This window comes from Bradyrhizobium manausense (assembly GCF_018131105.1).
GTDB lineage: Bacteria > Pseudomonadota > Alphaproteobacteria > Rhizobiales > Xanthobacteraceae > Bradyrhizobium > Bradyrhizobium manausense_B.
Map to the genome: position 1 here is coordinate 3,558,723 of NZ_JAFCJI010000001.1, position 16,048 is coordinate 3,574,770.

At 64.1% G+C, this 16,048-nt stretch carries 17 protein-coding genes; 2 read left to right on the top strand and 15 right to left on the bottom strand.

Features of this window, described 5'->3' with window-relative positions; translation table 11 throughout:
• Nucleotides 1-11: 11 nt before the first annotated feature.
• Both JQ631_RS17040 and JQ631_RS17045 read right to left on the bottom strand, forming a co-directional pair.
• Complete coding sequence (locus tag JQ631_RS17040; protein ID WP_212327803.1) at nucleotides 12-782, bottom strand: SGNH/GDSL hydrolase family protein; 771 nt, start codon at nucleotides 780-782, stop codon at nucleotides 12-14.
• The gene (locus tag JQ631_RS17045) at nucleotides 782-2,038 is read right to left on the bottom strand and encodes an OpgC domain-containing protein (protein ID WP_212327805.1); all 1,257 of its coding nucleotides are present in this window, start codon (nucleotides 2,036-2,038) and stop codon (nucleotides 782-784) included. The genes JQ631_RS17040 and JQ631_RS17045 overlap by 1 nt, the downstream gene beginning before the upstream one ends.
• A gap of 169 nt (nucleotides 2,039-2,207) precedes the next feature.
• Between JQ631_RS17045 and apaG the strand changes: the two genes are divergently transcribed.
• Nucleotides 2,208-2,612: a Co2+/Mg2+ efflux protein ApaG gene (gene apaG, locus JQ631_RS17050; protein ID WP_212327806.1), complete on the top strand. Its 405-nt coding sequence runs from the start codon at nucleotides 2,208-2,210 to the stop codon at nucleotides 2,610-2,612.
• A gap of 39 nt (nucleotides 2,613-2,651) precedes the next feature.
• On the opposite strand, the gene JQ631_RS17055 is transcribed toward apaG, so the two are convergent.
• The 3 genes from JQ631_RS17055 to JQ631_RS17065 form a co-directional block, all read right to left on the bottom strand.
• On the bottom strand, nucleotides 2,652-3,659 hold the full coding sequence (locus JQ631_RS17055; protein ID WP_212327808.1) for an Hsp33 family molecular chaperone: 1,008 nt from the start codon (nucleotides 3,657-3,659) through the stop codon (nucleotides 2,652-2,654).
• A gap of 268 nt (nucleotides 3,660-3,927) precedes the next feature.
• Nucleotides 3,928-4,851, bottom strand: a complete 924-nt coding sequence (gene argF / locus JQ631_RS17060) for an ornithine carbamoyltransferase (RefSeq protein ID WP_212327809.1) — start codon at nucleotides 4,849-4,851, stop codon at nucleotides 3,928-3,930.
• Nucleotides 4,851-6,053 (bottom strand): aspartate aminotransferase family protein, encoded by a 1,203-nt coding sequence (locus tag JQ631_RS17065; RefSeq protein WP_212327811.1) that lies wholly within the window; start codon nucleotides 6,051-6,053, stop codon nucleotides 4,851-4,853. Before JQ631_RS17065 ends, argF begins: the two co-directional genes overlap by 1 nt.
• 457 nt (nucleotides 6,054-6,510) lie before the next feature.
• On the opposite strand from JQ631_RS17065, the gene JQ631_RS17070 reads away from it, so the two are divergent.
• Nucleotides 6,511-7,023 (top strand): GcrA family cell cycle regulator, encoded by a 513-nt coding sequence (locus JQ631_RS17070; protein WP_212327813.1) that lies wholly within the window; start codon nucleotides 6,511-6,513, stop codon nucleotides 7,021-7,023.
• A gap of 98 nt (nucleotides 7,024-7,121) precedes the next feature.
• On the opposite strand, the gene phoB is transcribed toward JQ631_RS17070, so the two are convergent.
• From phoB to JQ631_RS17120, 10 genes are all read right to left on the bottom strand, one after another.
• A complete protein-coding gene (gene phoB, locus JQ631_RS17075; protein ID WP_212327814.1) occupies nucleotides 7,122-7,835 on the bottom strand; it encodes a phosphate regulon transcriptional regulator PhoB in 714 nt (237 codons plus the stop codon).
• A gap of 22 nt (nucleotides 7,836-7,857) precedes the next feature.
• Nucleotides 7,858-8,574: a phosphate signaling complex protein PhoU gene (phoU, locus tag JQ631_RS17080; protein WP_028155152.1), complete on the bottom strand. Its 717-nt coding sequence runs from the start codon at nucleotides 8,572-8,574 to the stop codon at nucleotides 7,858-7,860.
• A gap of 11 nt (nucleotides 8,575-8,585) precedes the next feature.
• Entirely contained in the window at nucleotides 8,586-9,407 is an 822-nt protein-coding gene (gene pstB, locus JQ631_RS17085; RefSeq protein WP_212327816.1) for a phosphate ABC transporter ATP-binding protein PstB, read from the bottom strand.
• Nucleotides 9,404-10,249 carry a phosphate ABC transporter permease PstA gene (gene pstA, locus JQ631_RS17090; protein WP_212327818.1) on the bottom strand — a complete coding sequence of 282 codons (846 nt, stop codon included), beginning with the start codon at nucleotides 10,247-10,249 and terminating at the stop codon, nucleotides 9,404-9,406. Before pstA ends, pstB begins: the two co-directional genes overlap by 4 nt.
• A 1-nt stretch (nucleotide 10,250) precedes the next feature.
• Entirely contained in the window at nucleotides 10,251-11,240 is a 990-nt protein-coding gene (gene pstC, locus JQ631_RS17095; protein ID WP_212328630.1) for a phosphate ABC transporter permease subunit PstC, read from the bottom strand.
• Nucleotides 11,241-11,390: 150 nt separating this feature from the next.
• Nucleotides 11,391-12,401 (bottom strand): phosphate ABC transporter substrate-binding protein PstS, encoded by a 1,011-nt coding sequence (gene pstS, locus JQ631_RS17100; RefSeq protein ID WP_212327820.1) that lies wholly within the window; start codon nucleotides 12,399-12,401, stop codon nucleotides 11,391-11,393.
• Between the two features lie 150 nt (nucleotides 12,402-12,551).
• Nucleotides 12,552-13,844 carry an ATP-binding protein gene (locus JQ631_RS17105; protein WP_212327821.1) on the bottom strand — a complete coding sequence of 431 codons (1,293 nt, stop codon included), beginning with the start codon at nucleotides 13,842-13,844 and terminating at the stop codon, nucleotides 12,552-12,554.
• A 46-nt stretch (nucleotides 13,845-13,890) separates the two neighbouring features.
• On the bottom strand, nucleotides 13,891-14,949 hold the full coding sequence (locus JQ631_RS17110; protein WP_212327822.1) for a lysylphosphatidylglycerol synthase domain-containing protein: 1,059 nt from the start codon (nucleotides 14,947-14,949) through the stop codon (nucleotides 13,891-13,893).
• Nucleotides 14,950-15,357: 408 nt separating this feature from the next.
• On the bottom strand, nucleotides 15,358-15,789 hold the full coding sequence (locus tag JQ631_RS17115; RefSeq protein ID WP_212327823.1) for a GNAT family N-acetyltransferase: 432 nt from the start codon (nucleotides 15,787-15,789) through the stop codon (nucleotides 15,358-15,360).
• Nucleotides 15,790-15,809: 20 nt separating this feature from the next.
• Nucleotides 15,810-16,037 carry an Rdx family protein gene (locus JQ631_RS17120; RefSeq protein ID WP_212327824.1) on the bottom strand — a complete coding sequence of 76 codons (228 nt, stop codon included), beginning with the start codon at nucleotides 16,035-16,037 and terminating at the stop codon, nucleotides 15,810-15,812.
• Nucleotides 16,038-16,048: the final 11 nt, after the last annotated feature.

Consider the following 16,048-nt stretch of genomic DNA (forward strand, 5'->3'; position numbering starts at 1 on the left):
ACCTCAATTTCTCAATTTTGCTGCTGGCCCGGCCCCAAATGGGCAGCGTCGATCACAAACTGCGCCAACGCCCGGCCAAGGCAATCATGGACCTTCTTCGCCAGCTCGGGGCCGTGGGAGGGGCTGAACAGGTCGAACTGACCTTGATCATTCCACTGCCGCATTATCGCAAAACGGTCGAACAGCGGGATATCATGCTCCTGCGCCACCACCCGCATATTGTCGAGATAAGGTGGCGCCGAGATCATGGTTTCGGTACGCGGGCTGTACTGCAAATTCATCAAGACGACGTCAGCCCCTGCATTTTGCAACGCAGCGACCCCTTCGGTCACGGCGCCGCGAAAGTCATCGGGATCGATGGATCGGATAGCATCCACGGTCCCGGTCTGCCAGATGACCAAAGTAGGCGTTTTTGCTTCCATGAGCTTAACGAAGGTACCAGCGGCCTCCTCCGCGGTCTTCTTGCTCTGTATTTCTACGGAGACGTGCACGATCTCCGCAGGCGGCAGCTTGTCCTTCAGGATGGCCTGCATGCGCGCCGGATAGGAGCTGTCCTCCTGGGCCGGAATGGTGGTGGAGCGGCTGCCGATCACCAGGATCTCGAGCGGCTTGCCCGCCTTGACGGTGTCGGCGACCTTGTGGAGCTGGCTGTCGGTGGTGAGCAGGTAAGGCGGCAATTCGCAGGCAGCGGGTGCGGCAGGCACGGCATCGCCCGCGCGCGCCGAAGGCGCGGCGAGACCAGCGCACAACAGGATCAGGCTCAGGAGAACCCTCACCTTCATCAGCCCCCTCCCGCCAGATCGGCGTTGCCGGCGGCGGCTTTGGTTTTCGTACCGCTCTTGTCGGCCACACGCTTGTACCACGAAATCACCCAGGCCACGCCCCACATGATCAGGATTCCGGAGAGACTAATCAGCGCATGCATGGCTGATCCCCCGGAGACCTCGGCCAGGATGAAATGGCCGGCGAAGGCCAGGAAGACGCCGAGGCAGAATATCTCGAGGGAATGCTGGCCGCACAGGATCAGCGGCCGCAGCCACGGCGACTTCAGGCCGGGCCATTCCCGCGGCAGGAAGCGTACGGTGAGCGCGGCCAGCGCCAGGAAATGCGTGAAGCGCAGCACGTCGAGATCGGTCTTGTCGATCGGATACATCCACTGCTCGAGCCGCTTCGGCATGAAGTGCGACAGCTGCGGCACGTACCAGGTCAGCGTCACGTAGAACGCCGCCACGATATAGGCGATCGAGATCCACATCGTCACCGGTGATGCCAGAATGCGCGACATGCGCCGTGCACCTCCGAGCGCGCACCATGCCCCGAACACGAACAGCAATTGCCAGGCGAGCGGATTGAACGCCCAGAAGCCGTTCGGATAGGCCGAGAAGTAAAGATCGAATTCCCAGGTCGCCGCGTAGAGCAGCGCCGAGAGCGCGAGCGTGACGTCGGGCCGCCGCTTCATCGACCACAGGATCAGCGGCAGCGCCAGCATCAGCACGATGTACAGCGGCAGCACGTCCATGTTGACGGGGCGGAAGCGCAGCAGCAGCGCCTGGACGATGGTGATGTCGGGCTGCTTGAGGAAATCCATGATCCCCATCTCTTCGGTGTAGAGCGGGTTCTCAAAGCTGGTCGCGACGTAGGAGATCTCGGCGAGGAAGATCGTGAACAGGAAGACATGAGCGACATAGATCTGCCAGACCCTCCGCAGGATGCGCGCGGTGGCGATGAGGAAGCCGTTCTCCAGCATCGCGCGGCCATAGACGAAGGCGGCGGTGTAGCCGGAGATGAAGATGAAGATCTCGGTGGCGTCACTGAAGCCGTAATTGCGGATCGTGAACCAGGTCAGCAGATTCGGCGGCAGATGGTCGATGAAGATCAGCCACAGCGCGAGGCCCCGGAACAGGTCGAGCCTGAGCTCACGCTCGCCGATGGCGGGCAGCGTGATGGCCGGCGCAACAATGCGCGGCTTGGCTCCCGCAGGCTTGGCCTCCGCGGTTCCTGCGATCGTCGATCCCGTCACTTGATCGGCAATGGTCATCGGGGGCCAAAAACCCTTCCGCAAATCACGACGCTTGAGGAGTGTACCGGTCCGGCTGTCGCCTAGCAAAGCGGCCGGATCACAATTGAGTTCTACTTCCCCGTGAATTCTGGCGGGACGATGTCGCCCGGGACGCCTGCAGGGTTTGGTTCCCGGCGGGGTTTTCGTTATGATGGCAGCCATGTACCGCGCCGTGACCCGCCAGATCGAAGTGACCGTCGAGCCGAACTTTGTTCCGGAGCAGTCGTCGGCCGACCGCTCGCGCTATTTCTGGTCCTACACCATCGTCATCATCAATTCCGGCGATGAGACCGTGCAGCTCAAGACGCGGCACTGGATCATCACCGACGCCTCCGGCCGCCAGCAGGAGGTCAAGGGCGAAGGCGTGGTCGGCGAGCAGCCGACACTCGCGCCCGGCGAGCGCTTCGAATACACCTCCGGCGTGCCGCTCTCGACCGCCTCCGGCTTCATGACCGGTCGCTACCAGATGGTCAGCGCAAGCGGCGAACGCTTCGAGGTCAACGTGCCGACGTTTTCGCTGGATAGCCCCGACAACAAGCGGGTGTTGAATTAGGGGCTGTCCCTGCACTCGCGATGACGGTGGATGGACCGCCTACGCGTCCTCGACGCCCGCCTCATCCGGCGTGAACTCGTACACGGATGAGCAGAACTCGCAGGTCACGACGACCTTGTCGTCCTTGACCATCGCCGAGCGATCATCCGCCGAAAAGCTCTTCAGCATCGAGGCGACCGCATCGCGTGAGCAGGAGCATTGCGCCTTCAAGACGAGCGGATTGAACACGCGCACGCCGCGTTCGTGGAACAGACGATAGAGCAACCGCTCGCCCGAGAGATCGGGATCGATCAGCTCGACGTCCTCGACGGTCTCGATCAGCGAGCGCGCCTCGACCCAGGCATCGTCCTCGGCGACGCTGTGCACCTCAATGCCGTCAGGCGCGTCGCCGGGATGCAGATCGGCCTGCCGCGCGCGCTCCGGGGCCTTCGGCAAAAACTGCATCAGCATGCCGCCGGCGCGCCAGCGATGCTTGCCGCCGTCGCTCGAGCGCCATTCCTCGCCGACCGCAAGGCGCACGCGCGTCGGGATCTGCTCGGAACGCAGGAAATATTCGTGGGCGGCGTCCTCGAGGCTGCCGCCGTCGAGTGCGACCAGACCCTGGTAGCGGCTCATGTCCGGCCCCTGGTCGATGGTCATGGCGAGATGACCGCGGCCGAGCAGCGTACCGGAGTCCTTGGCGTCGCCGAGACGCTCGGCGTCGAAGCGCGCATAGGCGCGCAGGCGGTCCGGCGCCTGATAGTCCACCACCAGGAACGACACCGGACCGTCGGTCTGGGCCTGGAGGATGAAGCGTCCCTCGAATTTCAGCGCCGAGCCGAGCAGCGTCGTCAGCACGATGGCCTCGCCGAGCAGCTTGCCGACAGGTGCGGGATAATCGTGCTTGGTCAGGATCTCGTCGAGCGCAGGGCCGAGTCGCACCAGGCGACCGCGCACATCGAGCGCGTCGACCTCGTAGGGCAGCACGGCGTCATCGATCGGAACCGCCGATGGCGCGCGAACCGGGCCTTCAGGCCCGGCTTTCATGTCAGGGGATTGGGAAACCATGGCGCTCTATCTGGGGTCGGAGGGCGGGAAATGGAAGGGGCGCGAGGTGGTGCGTTCCGGGTGCAGGTAGCGTTCTACGAAGCAACCTCAAACTCGTTGTCGTCCCGGACAAGCGAAGCGCAGATCCGGGACCCGTAACCACAGGCCAAAGTTTGGCGAAGACCGTCAGTCTCGACCAACCTGCCATAAGAAACTTCACACGGTATGGGTCCCGGCCTTCGCCGGAACGACAATTGTGTATGGGGCTGCAACCGGGCCTCTGGCCAGATTACTTCACCGCGTCAAAACACCAGGCCAGAATGCCCTTCTGCGCGTGCAGGCGGTTTTCGGCCTCGTCGAACACGACCGATTGCGGGCCGTCGATCACCTCGTCGGTGACTTCCTCGCCGCGATGGGCGGGCAGGCAGTGCATGAACAGCGCGTCGGGCTTGGCCAGCGACATCAGCTTGGAATTGACCTGGTAGGGCTTCAGCACGTTGTGGCGGTGCTCGCCTTCCTTGTCGCCCATCGACACCCAGGTGTCGGTGACGACGCAGTCGGCGCCCTTCACGGCGGCTTCCGCATCGGTGCCGAGCACGATCGATGCGTTGGTGGCCTTGATGAAGTCCCGCATCACCTTCTTCGGGGCGAGTTCCGGCGGCGTCGCGACATTGAGCTTGAACTTGAAGCGTTCGGCGGCATGGGCCCAGGACGCCAGCACATTGTTGTCGTCACCGGTCCAGGCCACGGTCCGGCCTTCGATCGGACCGCGATGCTCCTCATAGGTCATGAGGTCGGCCATCACCTGGCATGGATGCGAACGCCGCGTCAGGCCGTTGATGACAGGCACGGTCGCGTTCGCCGCAAGCTCCAGCAACGCCTCGTGGTTGAGGATGCGGATCATGATGGCGTCGACATAGCGCGACAGCACGCGCGCGGTGTCGGCGATGGTCTCGCCGCGGCCGAGCTGCATCTCGGCGCCGGTGAGCATGATGGGCTCGCCGCCGAGCTGGCGCATGGCGACATCGAACGAAACGCGCGTGCGGGTCGACGGACGCTCGAAGATCATCGCCAGCGTCTTGCCTTCGAGCGGCCGCACCGGCTGATGCGCCTTCTGCTTCGCCTTCATGGCGGAGGAGGCCGCGAGCATGCTCTTGAGCTCCGACAGCGGCAGCTCGTTGATATCGAGGAAGTGCTTGGGGGTCTTGCTCATCAGCTTGCCGCCCGCTTGTTGCCTGAGAGCGCCGTGCAGGCGCGTTCGAGCCGCGCAACGCTGTCCTCGATCTCGGCCTCGGTGACGATCAGGGGCGGCAGGAAGCGCACGACATTGTCGCCGGCGCCGACGGTGAGCAGCTTTTCATTGCGGAGCGCAGCGACGAGATCGCCGGAGGGCACCACGGCCTTGATGCCGATCAAAAGCCCCTCGCCGCGAATCTCGCTGACGATATCGGGGTGACGGTCGATCACGGAGGCGAGCTTCTGCTTGAGCAGCAGCGACATCTTCTGCACGTGGTCGAAGAAGCCGGGCTTGAGCATGACATCGAGCACGGCATTCGCAGCCGCGATCGCCAGCGGATTGCCGCCGAAGGTCGAGCCGTGCGAGCCGGGTCCCATGCCGGAGGCGGCCTCAGCGGTCGCCAGCACCGCGCCGATCGGGAAGCCGCCGCCGAGCGCCTTGGCCAGCGACATCACATCGGGCGTCACGCCGGTGCGGCGGTGCGCGAACAGATCGCCGGTGCGGCCCATGCCGGTCTGCACCTCGTCAAACGCAAGCAGCAGGCCTTTCTCGTCGCAAAGCTGACGCAGCGCCTTGAGGAAAGTCGGCGTCGCCGAGCGCACGCCGCCCTCGCCCTGGATCGGCTCGATCAGGATGCCGGCAGTGTGCGGACCGATCGCCTTCTTCACGGCCTCGATGTCGCCGTGCGGGACCTGATCGAAACCCTCCATCGGCGGACCAAACCCTTCGAGATATTTTGCCGAGCCCGTCGCGGCCAGCGTCGCCAGCGTGCGGCCGTGGAAGGCGCCCTCGAAGGTGATGATGCGATAGCGCTCGGGATGGCCCTTGGAGAAGTGATAATGGCGGACCAGCTTGATCACGCCCTCCAGCGCTTCAGCGCCGGAATTGCAGAAGAACACGAAGTCCGCAAAGCTCTCGTTGCACAGGCGCTGGGCGAGCTTCTCGCCGTCCGGGCTCTGGAACAGGTTCGACATGTGCCAGAGCCTGGTCGCCTGCTCCTGCAACGCCTTGACCAGCGCCGGATGGGCATGGCCGAGCGCATTCACCGCCACGCCCGAGGTGAAATCGAGATAGCGATCGCCGTTGGTTGCGATCAACCAGACGCCTTCACCGCGCTCAAAACCGATGTCGGCCCTGGCGAAAACGGGGAGCAAATGCGGCGCTGCGCTGTTGGTCATGACGATCACTTGATTGTTGCGGACGGACGACGCGTGCATTGCGCAACGCACCATTGACCGGCCCGGAAAACGAAACGTGCCGCCTTTTAAGGGCGGCACGCATGACCATCTTAGGCCTGGTGAAACGGGTGTCAATGCCGCCCGGAAAGCCTGGCGAAACGCTGAATCCGTAGTCTTGCGGTGACGAATTTGCGGGATTTCCACCACGGAACATGTGGAAGCGAGTCGGCGGACTCTTGCGCGCGAGTCACGCCATATTGTAGCGTTTGGCTTGTCAGATACGACATCTCGTGCAGCGGTTCTGATCCCAAGAGTCCTCTTTGTACCGGCGTAAACGTTCGGGCGTCTCATCGCGCCCGGCGAGCCTTAAGGGATTCTGGCGGCACGGGTTTTTCGAAGCTTAGGCATTCGCCGTGCGGCCCCAGGATGGCGGGCGCGCGGCGAAGGAAAGGGTGCAATGACGGTTTTGACCTGGTCCGACGATCGCGTCGAACAGCTTAAAAAGCTCTGGGAGGCCGGACTTTCGGCCAGCCAGATCGCCGCTGAGCTTGGGAATGTCACCCGTAACGCCGTGATCGGCAAGGTTCACAGGCTCGGCCTGTCCGGCCGCGCCAAGAGCCCGTCTTCGGCAGCTCCGCGGCCGCGCAAGGCGCGTCCCGCGCAGCACATGATGCGGGTGAGCCGCCCGATCTCACGCGGCAACACCGCGCTGGCGCAGGCCTTCGAGGTCGAGGTCGAGGCCGAACCGGTCACCTACGACAACGTGGTGCCGATGAGCCAGCGGCTATCGCTGCTCGAGCTGAACGAGGCGACCTGCCACTGGCCGGTCGGCGATCCCTCGAGCCCGGATTTCTTCTTCTGCGGCGGCAAGGCACTCTCCGGCCTGCCCTATTGCGCCCAGCACTCGCGCGTGGCGTATCAGCCGGCCGCCGATCGCCGTCGTGCGGCGCCGAAGCCGGGCACGCGCTGAGCACAGCCTTGGACGACGTCGTTCCGGCACAGGCCGGGCCGATCGAGACATAAAAAAGCGCGCCACCGGGCGCGCTTTTTTGTTTGGCTAGCGTGCAGCTAGCTCGATGCCTGCTCCGCCTTCGCAAAGCGGTCATCGAGCGCGTAGCCGGCGCCGCGGACGGTGCGGATCGGGTCCTGCTCGCGGCCGAGATTGAGCAGCTTGCGCAAACGGCCGATATGCACGTCGACGGTGCGCTCGTCGATATAGATGTCGCGGCCCCAGACGCTATCGAGCAACTGCTCGCGCGAGAACACCCGGCCGGGATGCTCCAGGAAGAACTCGAGCAGGCGATACTCGGTCGGGCCGAGATCGATCGGCCGTCCGGAGCGCGCCACGCGCCGCTTCTCGCGGTCGAGCTCGATGTCGCCGAAGGCCAGGACGGTTGCCAGCCGCTCGGGGCTGGCGCGCCGCAGCAGGCCCTTCACGCGCGCGAGCAGCTCGGGCACCGAGAACGGCTTGACGATATAATCGTCGGCGCCGGTCGCGAGGCCCCGCACCCGCTCGCTCTCCTCGCCGCGCGCGGTGAGCATGATGATCGGCAGCTGCTTGGTGTCGGACCGCGTCCGCAGCCGGCGGCACAGCTCGATGCCCGACAGTCCCGGCAACATCCAGTCGAGCACGATCAGATCGGGGATGTGCTCCTTGAGGCGGGTGTCGGCGTCGTCACCGCGCATCACCGTCTCGACGTCATAACCGTCGCCTTCGAGGTTGTAGCGAAGAAGCTCGGTCAGAGCCTCCTCGTCCTCAACCACCATAATGCGTGCGCCCATAGGGTCGTCGCTCCTTGAGGATTCAGGTATTGGGGACCGTCGTGGCGAAGGTCGTCATGTCGCCCTTCGGCCGCTTGTCGGTGATGGCCTGGCCTTCGATCATGTAGAACACGGTCTCGGCAATGTTGGTGGCATGGTCGCCGATCCGCTCGATGTTCTTGGCGCAGAACATCAGATGGATGCAGAACGAGATGTTGCGCGGATCCTCCATCATGTAGGTGAGGAGCTCGCGGAACAGCGAGGTGCAGATGGCATCGACTTCCTCGTCGCCCTTCCACACCGCCATCGCCGCCGGCAGATCATGCGCGGCATAGGCGTCCAGCACCGACTTAACCTGCTGCTGAACGAGATCGGTCATGTGCTCGAGGCCACGGAACAGCTTGAGCGGATGGAAATCCGTCTCCAGCGCGGCGACGCGCTTGCCCATGTTCTTGGCGAGGTCGCCGATCCGCTCGAGATCGGTGGCGACGCGCATGGCGCCGACGATCTCGCGCAGATCCACCGCCATCGGCTGGCGGCGCGCGATGGTGAGCACGGCGCGCTCCTCGATCTTCTTCTGGAGCGCGTCGAGCTCCGCATCGATGGTGACCACGCGCTGGCCGAGCGCGACGTCGCGGCGGATCAGCGCATCGACGGAATCGACGATCATGCGCTCGGCGATGCCGCCCATCTCGGCCACCAGGCGCGTGAGCTCCTGGAGGTCGGTGTCGAAAGCTTTTGCGGTATGTTCAGAACCCATGTTCCGTCTCCTCAGCCGAACCGGCCGGTGATGTAATCCTGCGTGCGCCGGTCGGTCGGCGACGTGAAGATCTTGCTGGTGTCGTCGAACTCGATCAGCTCGCCGAGATACATGAAGGCGGTCTTGTCGGAGACGCGGGCCGCCTGCTGCATGTTATGGGTGACGATCGCGATCGTGTAGTTCTCGGACAGTTCCTGGATCAGCTCCTCGACCTTGGCGGTCGAGATCGGATCGAGCGCCGAGCAGGGCTCGTCGAACAGGATCACCTCGGGCCGCACCGCGACGGTGCGGGCGATGCAGAGACGCTGCTGCTGGCCGCCGGAGAGCGACAGGCCGGAGGCGTTGAGCTTGTCCTTGACCTCGTTCCAGAGCGCGCCGCCGCGCAGCGCCTTCTCGACGCGGTCGTCCATCTCGGACTTCGAGATCTTCTCATAGAGACGGATGCCGAAGGCGATGTTCTCGTAGATCGTCATCGGGAACGGCGTCGGCTTCTGGAACACCATGCCGACGCGGGCGCGCAGCAGGTTGAGGTCCAGCTTGGGGTCGAGGATATTGGTCTGGTCGAGCATCAGCTGACCGATGACGCGCTGGCCCGGATAAAGGTCGTACATCCGGTTGAAGATGCGCAGCAGGGTCGACTTGCCGCAGCCGGACGGGCCGATGAAGGCCGTGACACGGTTGGTGCCGAGCGCCAGATTGATGTTCTTCAGCGCGTGGTGCTCACCGTAATAGAAGTTGAGGTTGCGCACCGTTACCTTGGCAGGCGCCTCGGGCAGCACCGGCGCCTGGGGCAGTCCGCCGGACGCACTCATCGATACGGAAAGATCGGTCATTTTGCAGTCCTCTCGGCGCCGAGAATGCGCGCGCCAATGTTCAAGGCAAGCACAGTGAGGGTGATCAGCAGCGCGCCGCTCCAGGCGAGCTGCTTCCAATAGGCGTAAGGGCTCTGGACGAAATTGTTGATGGTCACAGGCAGGTTCGCCATCGTCTTGTTCAGGCCGAGGCTGAAGAACTGGTTCGACAGCGCGGTGAAGAGCAGCGGCGCGGTCTCGCCGGCGACGCGGGCGGTGGCGAGCAGCACGCCGGTGATGAGGCCGGAGCGCGCGGCGCGGTAGGCGATCCGCTTGATCACCAGCGAGCGCGGCAGGCCGAGCGCGGAGGCCGCCTCGCGCAACGCGTTCGGCACCAGCAGCAGCATGTCCTCGGTCGTGCGCAGCACCACCGGGATCACGATGACGGCGAGCGCGAGCGAGCCTGCGATCGCCGAGAAGCCGCGCATCGGCACCACCACCGCGCCGTAGATGAACAGGCCGATGATGATCGAGGGCGCCGACAGCAGGATGTCGTTGATGAAGCGGATCACCGAGGTCAGCTTGTCGTTGCGGCCATACTCGGCGAGATAGGTGCCGGCGAACAGGCCGAGCGGCGCGCCGATGCCGACGCCGATCACGGTCATGATCACCGAGCCGACGATGGCGTTGCGCAGGCCGCCTTCGGTCGAGCCCGGGGGCGGGGTGTCGGAGATGAACAGGTCGAGGTTCAGGCCCGCCAACCCGTTATAAAGCAGTGTCATCAGGATCAGCGCGAGCCAGGTGACGCCGAAGGCGGCTGCCCCGATGCAGAGCCCGCGAATGACGATGTCCTTGCGGCGGCGGCGCGAATAGATCGGGTTCATGTTACTTCCCCGCCTTCTTTTCCAGGCGCAGCAGCATCAGCCGGGCGCCGGCGAGCACAAAGAACGTCAGCACGAACAGCAGCAGACCAAGCAGGATCAGGCCGGACTGGTGCAGGCCGTCGCTCTCGGCGAATTCGGACGCGATCGCCGCCGAGATCGTGGTGCCCGGTGCGAAGATCGACGACGAGATGCGGAACGAATTGCCGATGATGAAGGTCACCGCCATGGTCTCGCCGAGCGCGCGACCCAGGGCCAGCATGACGCCGCCGATGATGCCGACGCGGGTGTATGGGATCACGACGCTGCGCACGACTTCCCAGGTGGTGCAGCCGACGCCATAGGCCGCCTCTTTCAGCACCGGCGGCACCGTCTTGAACACGTCGACCGAGATCGAGGTGATGAACGGCAGCACCATGATCGCAAGGATCAGAGCGGCGTTGAACAGGCTGAGATAGGACGGCGGACCGGCGAAGATCGCGCCCAGCACGGGGACGCCGTCAAAAATCTTGATCATGAAGGGCTGAAAGGTATTGGCCAGGAACGGTCCCAGCACGAAGAAGCCCCACATGCCGTAGATGATCGAGGGAATGCCCGCGAGCAACTCGATTGCCATGCCGATCGGGCGGCGCAGCCATTGCGGGCAGAGCTCGGTGAGGAAGATCGCAATGCCAAGACCGACCGGAATGGCGATCAGCATCGCGATGAAGGAGGTGACGAGCGTACCGTACATCGGCCCGAGCGCGCCGAGCACCGGCGGATCGGCCGACGGCGCCCAGCGCTGCGTCCACAGGAACGCGAAGCCGTATTCCTTCATCGCCGGGATAGCGCCGACGATCAGCGAAACGATGATGCCGCCGAGAATGAGAAGCACCGAAATCGCGCTGAGCCGCGTGATCCAGTAGAAGGTGACATCGCCGAGCTTGAACGCGCTCAAGGCCTTGGCGCGATCGTAAGGTCCGGCGTCGTCGATTACATCGCTCTGAACGGCCATTTCTGCCACGCCGATCCCCTATACCAAGAATACACGCTTTTGTTTGGTGTCGTGCCCCGGATAGAGCCGCGAGGCTGATCCGGGGCCGAAAAGTCGCGTGGCCCGCAATGCGGCCGTGAGAAGCCGCACCGCGTCCAGAGAGCTGAGGGATTAGCTCTTGATGTCAGCCGACCAGCTCTTCTCGATCAGCTTCACGACGCTGTCGGGCATCGGGATGTAGTCGAGTTCCTCGGCAGACTTTGCACCCTTTTCAAAGGCGAACTTGAAGAACTTCAGCGCTTCCTGCGACGCGGCCTTGTCGGCGGCTTCCTTGTGCATCAGCACGAAGGTCGTCGCGACGATCGGCCAGGACTTGTCGCCGGGCTGGTCGGTGAGGATCAGGTAGTAGCCCGGAGCACTGGTCCAGTCGGCGTTGGAAGCGGCAGCCTGGAACGACTCGTTGGTCGCGTCGACGGTCTTGCCGGCCTTGTTGACCATCTTGGTGTAGGTCAGCTTGTTCTGCTTGGCATAGGCGTATTCGACGTAACCGATCGAATTCTTGGTCTGGGCGATGTTGCCGGCAACGCCTTCGTTGCCCTTGGCGCCGACACCAACCGGCCATTCGACGGCGGTGCCTTCACCGACCTTGCTCTTCCAGTCGGCGCTGGCCTTGGAGAGATAGTTGGTGAAGTTGAAGGTGGTGCCCGAACCGTCCGCGCGGTGAACGACCGCGATCGCATCCGACGGCAGCTTGGCATTCGGGTTCAGCTTCTTGATCGCCGCGTCGTCCCACTTGGTGATCTTGCCGAGAAAGATGTCGCCGAGGGTGGCGCCGTCGAGCACGAGCTCGCCAGCCTTCAGGCCTTCAACGTTAATGACCGGGACGATACCGCCCATGATCATCGGCCACTGGGCGAAGCCGTCCTTCTGGAGCTGTTCCACTTTCAGCGGAGCGTCGGTGGCGCCGAAGGTCACGGTCTTGGCCTGGATCTGCTTGATGCCGGCACCGGAACCGATCGACTGGTAGTTCACGCCACTGCCCGATTCCTTCTTGTAGGCATCGGCCCACTTGGAGAGGACGGGGAAAATGAAGGTCGAGCCGGCACCGGTGATGTCGGCGGCGAAAGCCGGCGTAGCCACGGCCACCAGACCGGCGGCCACGATCGTCTTGATGAAATTCATGCTGGTCTCCATACAGGGGAGCGAAGCGCCATCCGCGCCCGATCGCGCTCCCCGCGCCGCCCCTTTAGAAGCGGTCGGCTGAGCTTTTACGAAGGTTTGGTGACAGCGGGATGACAGCGCTAAGCCGCTGAGATCGCTTGGATTTATCGCCTAAACTAAAGTCTTAGCCGGGGGAAAACAGGCGGTAAAGGTGGCGCCCTGTTTGGGCACACTTTCGATCAAAAGACGGCCGCGGTGACGGTTAAGAATATGTTTCACCAGCGATAATCCGAGGCCCGTGCCGCCCTGCAAGCGGCTGTCGCCGACGTCCACCCGGTAGAAGCGTTCGGTCAGGCGCGGCAGATGCTCGGGCGCGATGCCGGGGCCAAAATCGCGCACCATGACTCGGATTTCCTGAGTTCCATCGGTGGCCGGGGTCGCCGTCAGCGACACGATGACACGCCCGCCGGAGGCACCATATTTGAGCGCGTTTTCGATCAGGTTCTCGAACAGGCGGAGCAGCTCCTCGCGATCGCCGGCGATCATCACCGGGCTCTCGGGCAGATGGGTCTCGACCGCGACCTGGCGTTCCCGCGCCAGCGGCTCGAGCCCGTCGGCGACCTGGAAGATGATCGGCAAGAGGTCGACCAGGGTGTCGGGCCGCACATGGGCCGACAGTTCCACCCGCGACAGCGACAACAGATCGTCGATCAGGCGCGCCATGCGGGTGGCCTGGTTGTGCATGATGCCGAGGAAGCGCTCGCGTGCCTTGGGATCGTCCTTGGCCTGGCCTTGGAGCGTGTCGATGAAGCCGGACAACGCGGCCAGCGGCGTGCGCAATTCATGGCTGGCATTGGCGACGAAGTCGGCGCGCATCTCCTCGACCCGGCGCAACGGTGTCTGGTCGTGGAAGGTCATCAGCATGCACTTGTCGGCGCCGCCGAAATTGGTCGGCACCGGGACCGGAGTGATGATCAGCTCCATCCAGCGATCGACCGGTACATGATCGAGATAGGTCGCGCGCCGCTGCTCGCTGGTGGCGATGGACTCGCGCAGCGCGGTGATGATCTCCGGCGAGCGCAGCGCGAACTGGGCGAGTTCGTTCTTGCGCAGCGCCGGCGCGAGCTGGGCGGCGGCGGCATTGAGATGGATGACGCGGCCGGCGCGATCGAGCAGCACGGCGGGATCCGGCATGCCGGCGACGACGGCGGCCACCGCCGCGCTCTCGACCGGATTGACGCGCCGCACGTCCTCGCGCGAGGCAGCGGTATCATGCAGCCGCCAGGGAATCAGCGCGGCAGCGGCGATGCAGAGGAACACCGATGCCCCCCGTATCACCGACAATTCGCCGAGTGAGACCACCAGCGACAGCGCCAGCGCCGCGGCAATCAGGATCACGGTCGAATGCCGCAGCCGGTCGGACCAGGGCCGTGCGGGGGGAGAAGATGGGGCGTCGATCGCCATCGGAGCGGACTTCTCCTGGGGACTCTAAATTCAAGGCCTGCGCCGGTCAGGCGCCGCTGCTGTCGCTGCGCTCTCTCACATAGGCGGCTTTGGGCGCAGGGCCTGGATCGAGCTTGAGCGCTGCCTGTTGTAGGCGTTTCGATCGAGCGCCGATGATAACCTCGCGAAACGTCAGCAAGATTACAGAGATGACGAACGGGGAGAGATAATAGAGGACACGGAACAGCAACATGCCGCCGAGCAGTTCCTCGCGGTCCATCTGCCAGAGGCCGACCAGCATGGCGGCGTCGAATACCCCAAGCCCGCCGGGCGAATGGCTGGCGAAGCCGAGCAGCGTCGCCGATACGAAAATGACCGCCACGACGACAAAACCGAGATTGGGCTCGTCAGGGACCAGCACGTACATCGCGAGCGCGCAGAAGCCCAGATCGATGATGCCGATGGCGATCTGGAGCAGGGTCAGCGCGCCACCCGGCAGCACCACGGTCCACGGCCCGCGTCCGACCACCCGCGGCTGGGTCCAAACCCAGACCACATATCCGACCAGGCCGGCGATGATCATCATCGCGATCGCCCTGTTAAGCCACGGCGGCAGCTGGTCGATCGAGGCGGCCGCCTCCGGATGATAGGATATGCCGAGGCCGAGCACGGCGGCGTTGCCGAGCCAGAAGGTGAGGCCGGCCAGGAAGCAGATCTTGGCGACGTCGATCGCATTCAGGCCATGGGCCGAATAGATGCGGTAGCGCACCGCGCCGCCGGTGAAGACGCTGGCGCCGACATTGTGGCCGATCGAATAGCTGGTGAAGGCGGCGAGCGCGTTGACGCGATAGGGCACGTGGGAATGGCCGATCGCGCGCACTGCGAACAGATCGTAGAACGTCAGCGTGAAATAGCCCGCCGCGACGAACAGCGCCGCCATCGCAATCTGGCTCGGCTCGGTGCTCTTGATCGCCTCGATCACTTCGTTGACATCGATGCCGCGCAGCATGTGGTAGAGCACGTAGCAAGCGATGCCGATGACCGCGACGCTGATCACAACTCCAAGCTTATGCAGGATTTGCTTCTGGCGCAGAAACGTCATCGCCCTGCGTATGGCTTCCAGCATCTAGACCTCGAACAACGCTTCAACGGCCAGGGTGGCCGAGGAACAGGCGGACGACGCACAGGCACTCAACGAAACCCTCACCGCCGGCTCCGGCCTCGCGCATGCCCCCCGCCCCTCCACTAGCGCGTTTCGGGGCGGAGTGGAATTCGCCAATGTGAACAAAATCGCGTGCCTTCAATATTTTAGGCAGGGTCGTGGGCTCCTGATGGACGGATTGGCGCTTTCGGCGCCAAGCTCGAAGGGAATCTTCACGGCGATCCTGCGCAGCGGCCGTGAAGTTTTGATGATTTCGACCAGGCAATGCTCCGCTACGGCTTAAGTCGGAATCAATCTATGGCCCGCCTGGGCCGGTTGAAAGGGGGCCGCGCCGCAGCGGGCCGCCTCCGAGAAGCGGCCCGGGGAGAGCGCTCAAGGTGCCGTCAGATAGCCGCGCCGATAGGCGCTGACCTGGTCGTCGAAAATCGCCATGGCGGTGGCCATGCCCCGAAATCCGAGGCGGGCGTAGAAGCCCTCCTTGCCGGGCACCGCGTAAAGGATGATTTTGCGATGCCCGCGGCATCGCGCCAGCAACCGCGCGACGAGGTCGCGACCGAGACCTCGTCCCTGATAGTCCGGGTGCACCGCAACATCACAAAGATGAGCGCAGTCGCGGCCGTCGGCCAGTGCGCGCCCGGCGCCGATAAGGCGGCCTTCGTCAAACGCGACGGCGCGAAACATGCTGTTGCCGAACACGAGCGCGAGATCGGCCGGCGCCTTGTTGCCAAGCGGGGCAATACGGTAGAGCGCGGAGAGCTCGTTCCAGTCGACAGCAGCGAGATCGTCGGTCCAGACAATCGACATTTGCGAAAGCCTCCCCCGCCTTAGCGCCGCGCAGCGGCGACAGCGGCCACGATTTCGTCGCTGCCGGGGAAATAGCCCTTGCTGCGGGTTGCGACGATCCGCTCACCAAGCTTGACCTGGAAGACGCCGCCCTTGCCCGGCACGAGATCGGACTCCAGGGCCAATTGCCGACGAAGTGCCGCAGCTGCGTCCTTTGCACGCTTCTCGTAACCGCACGGGCGACAATAGATGATGGTCACGTCAGACATCTCGTCCTCCT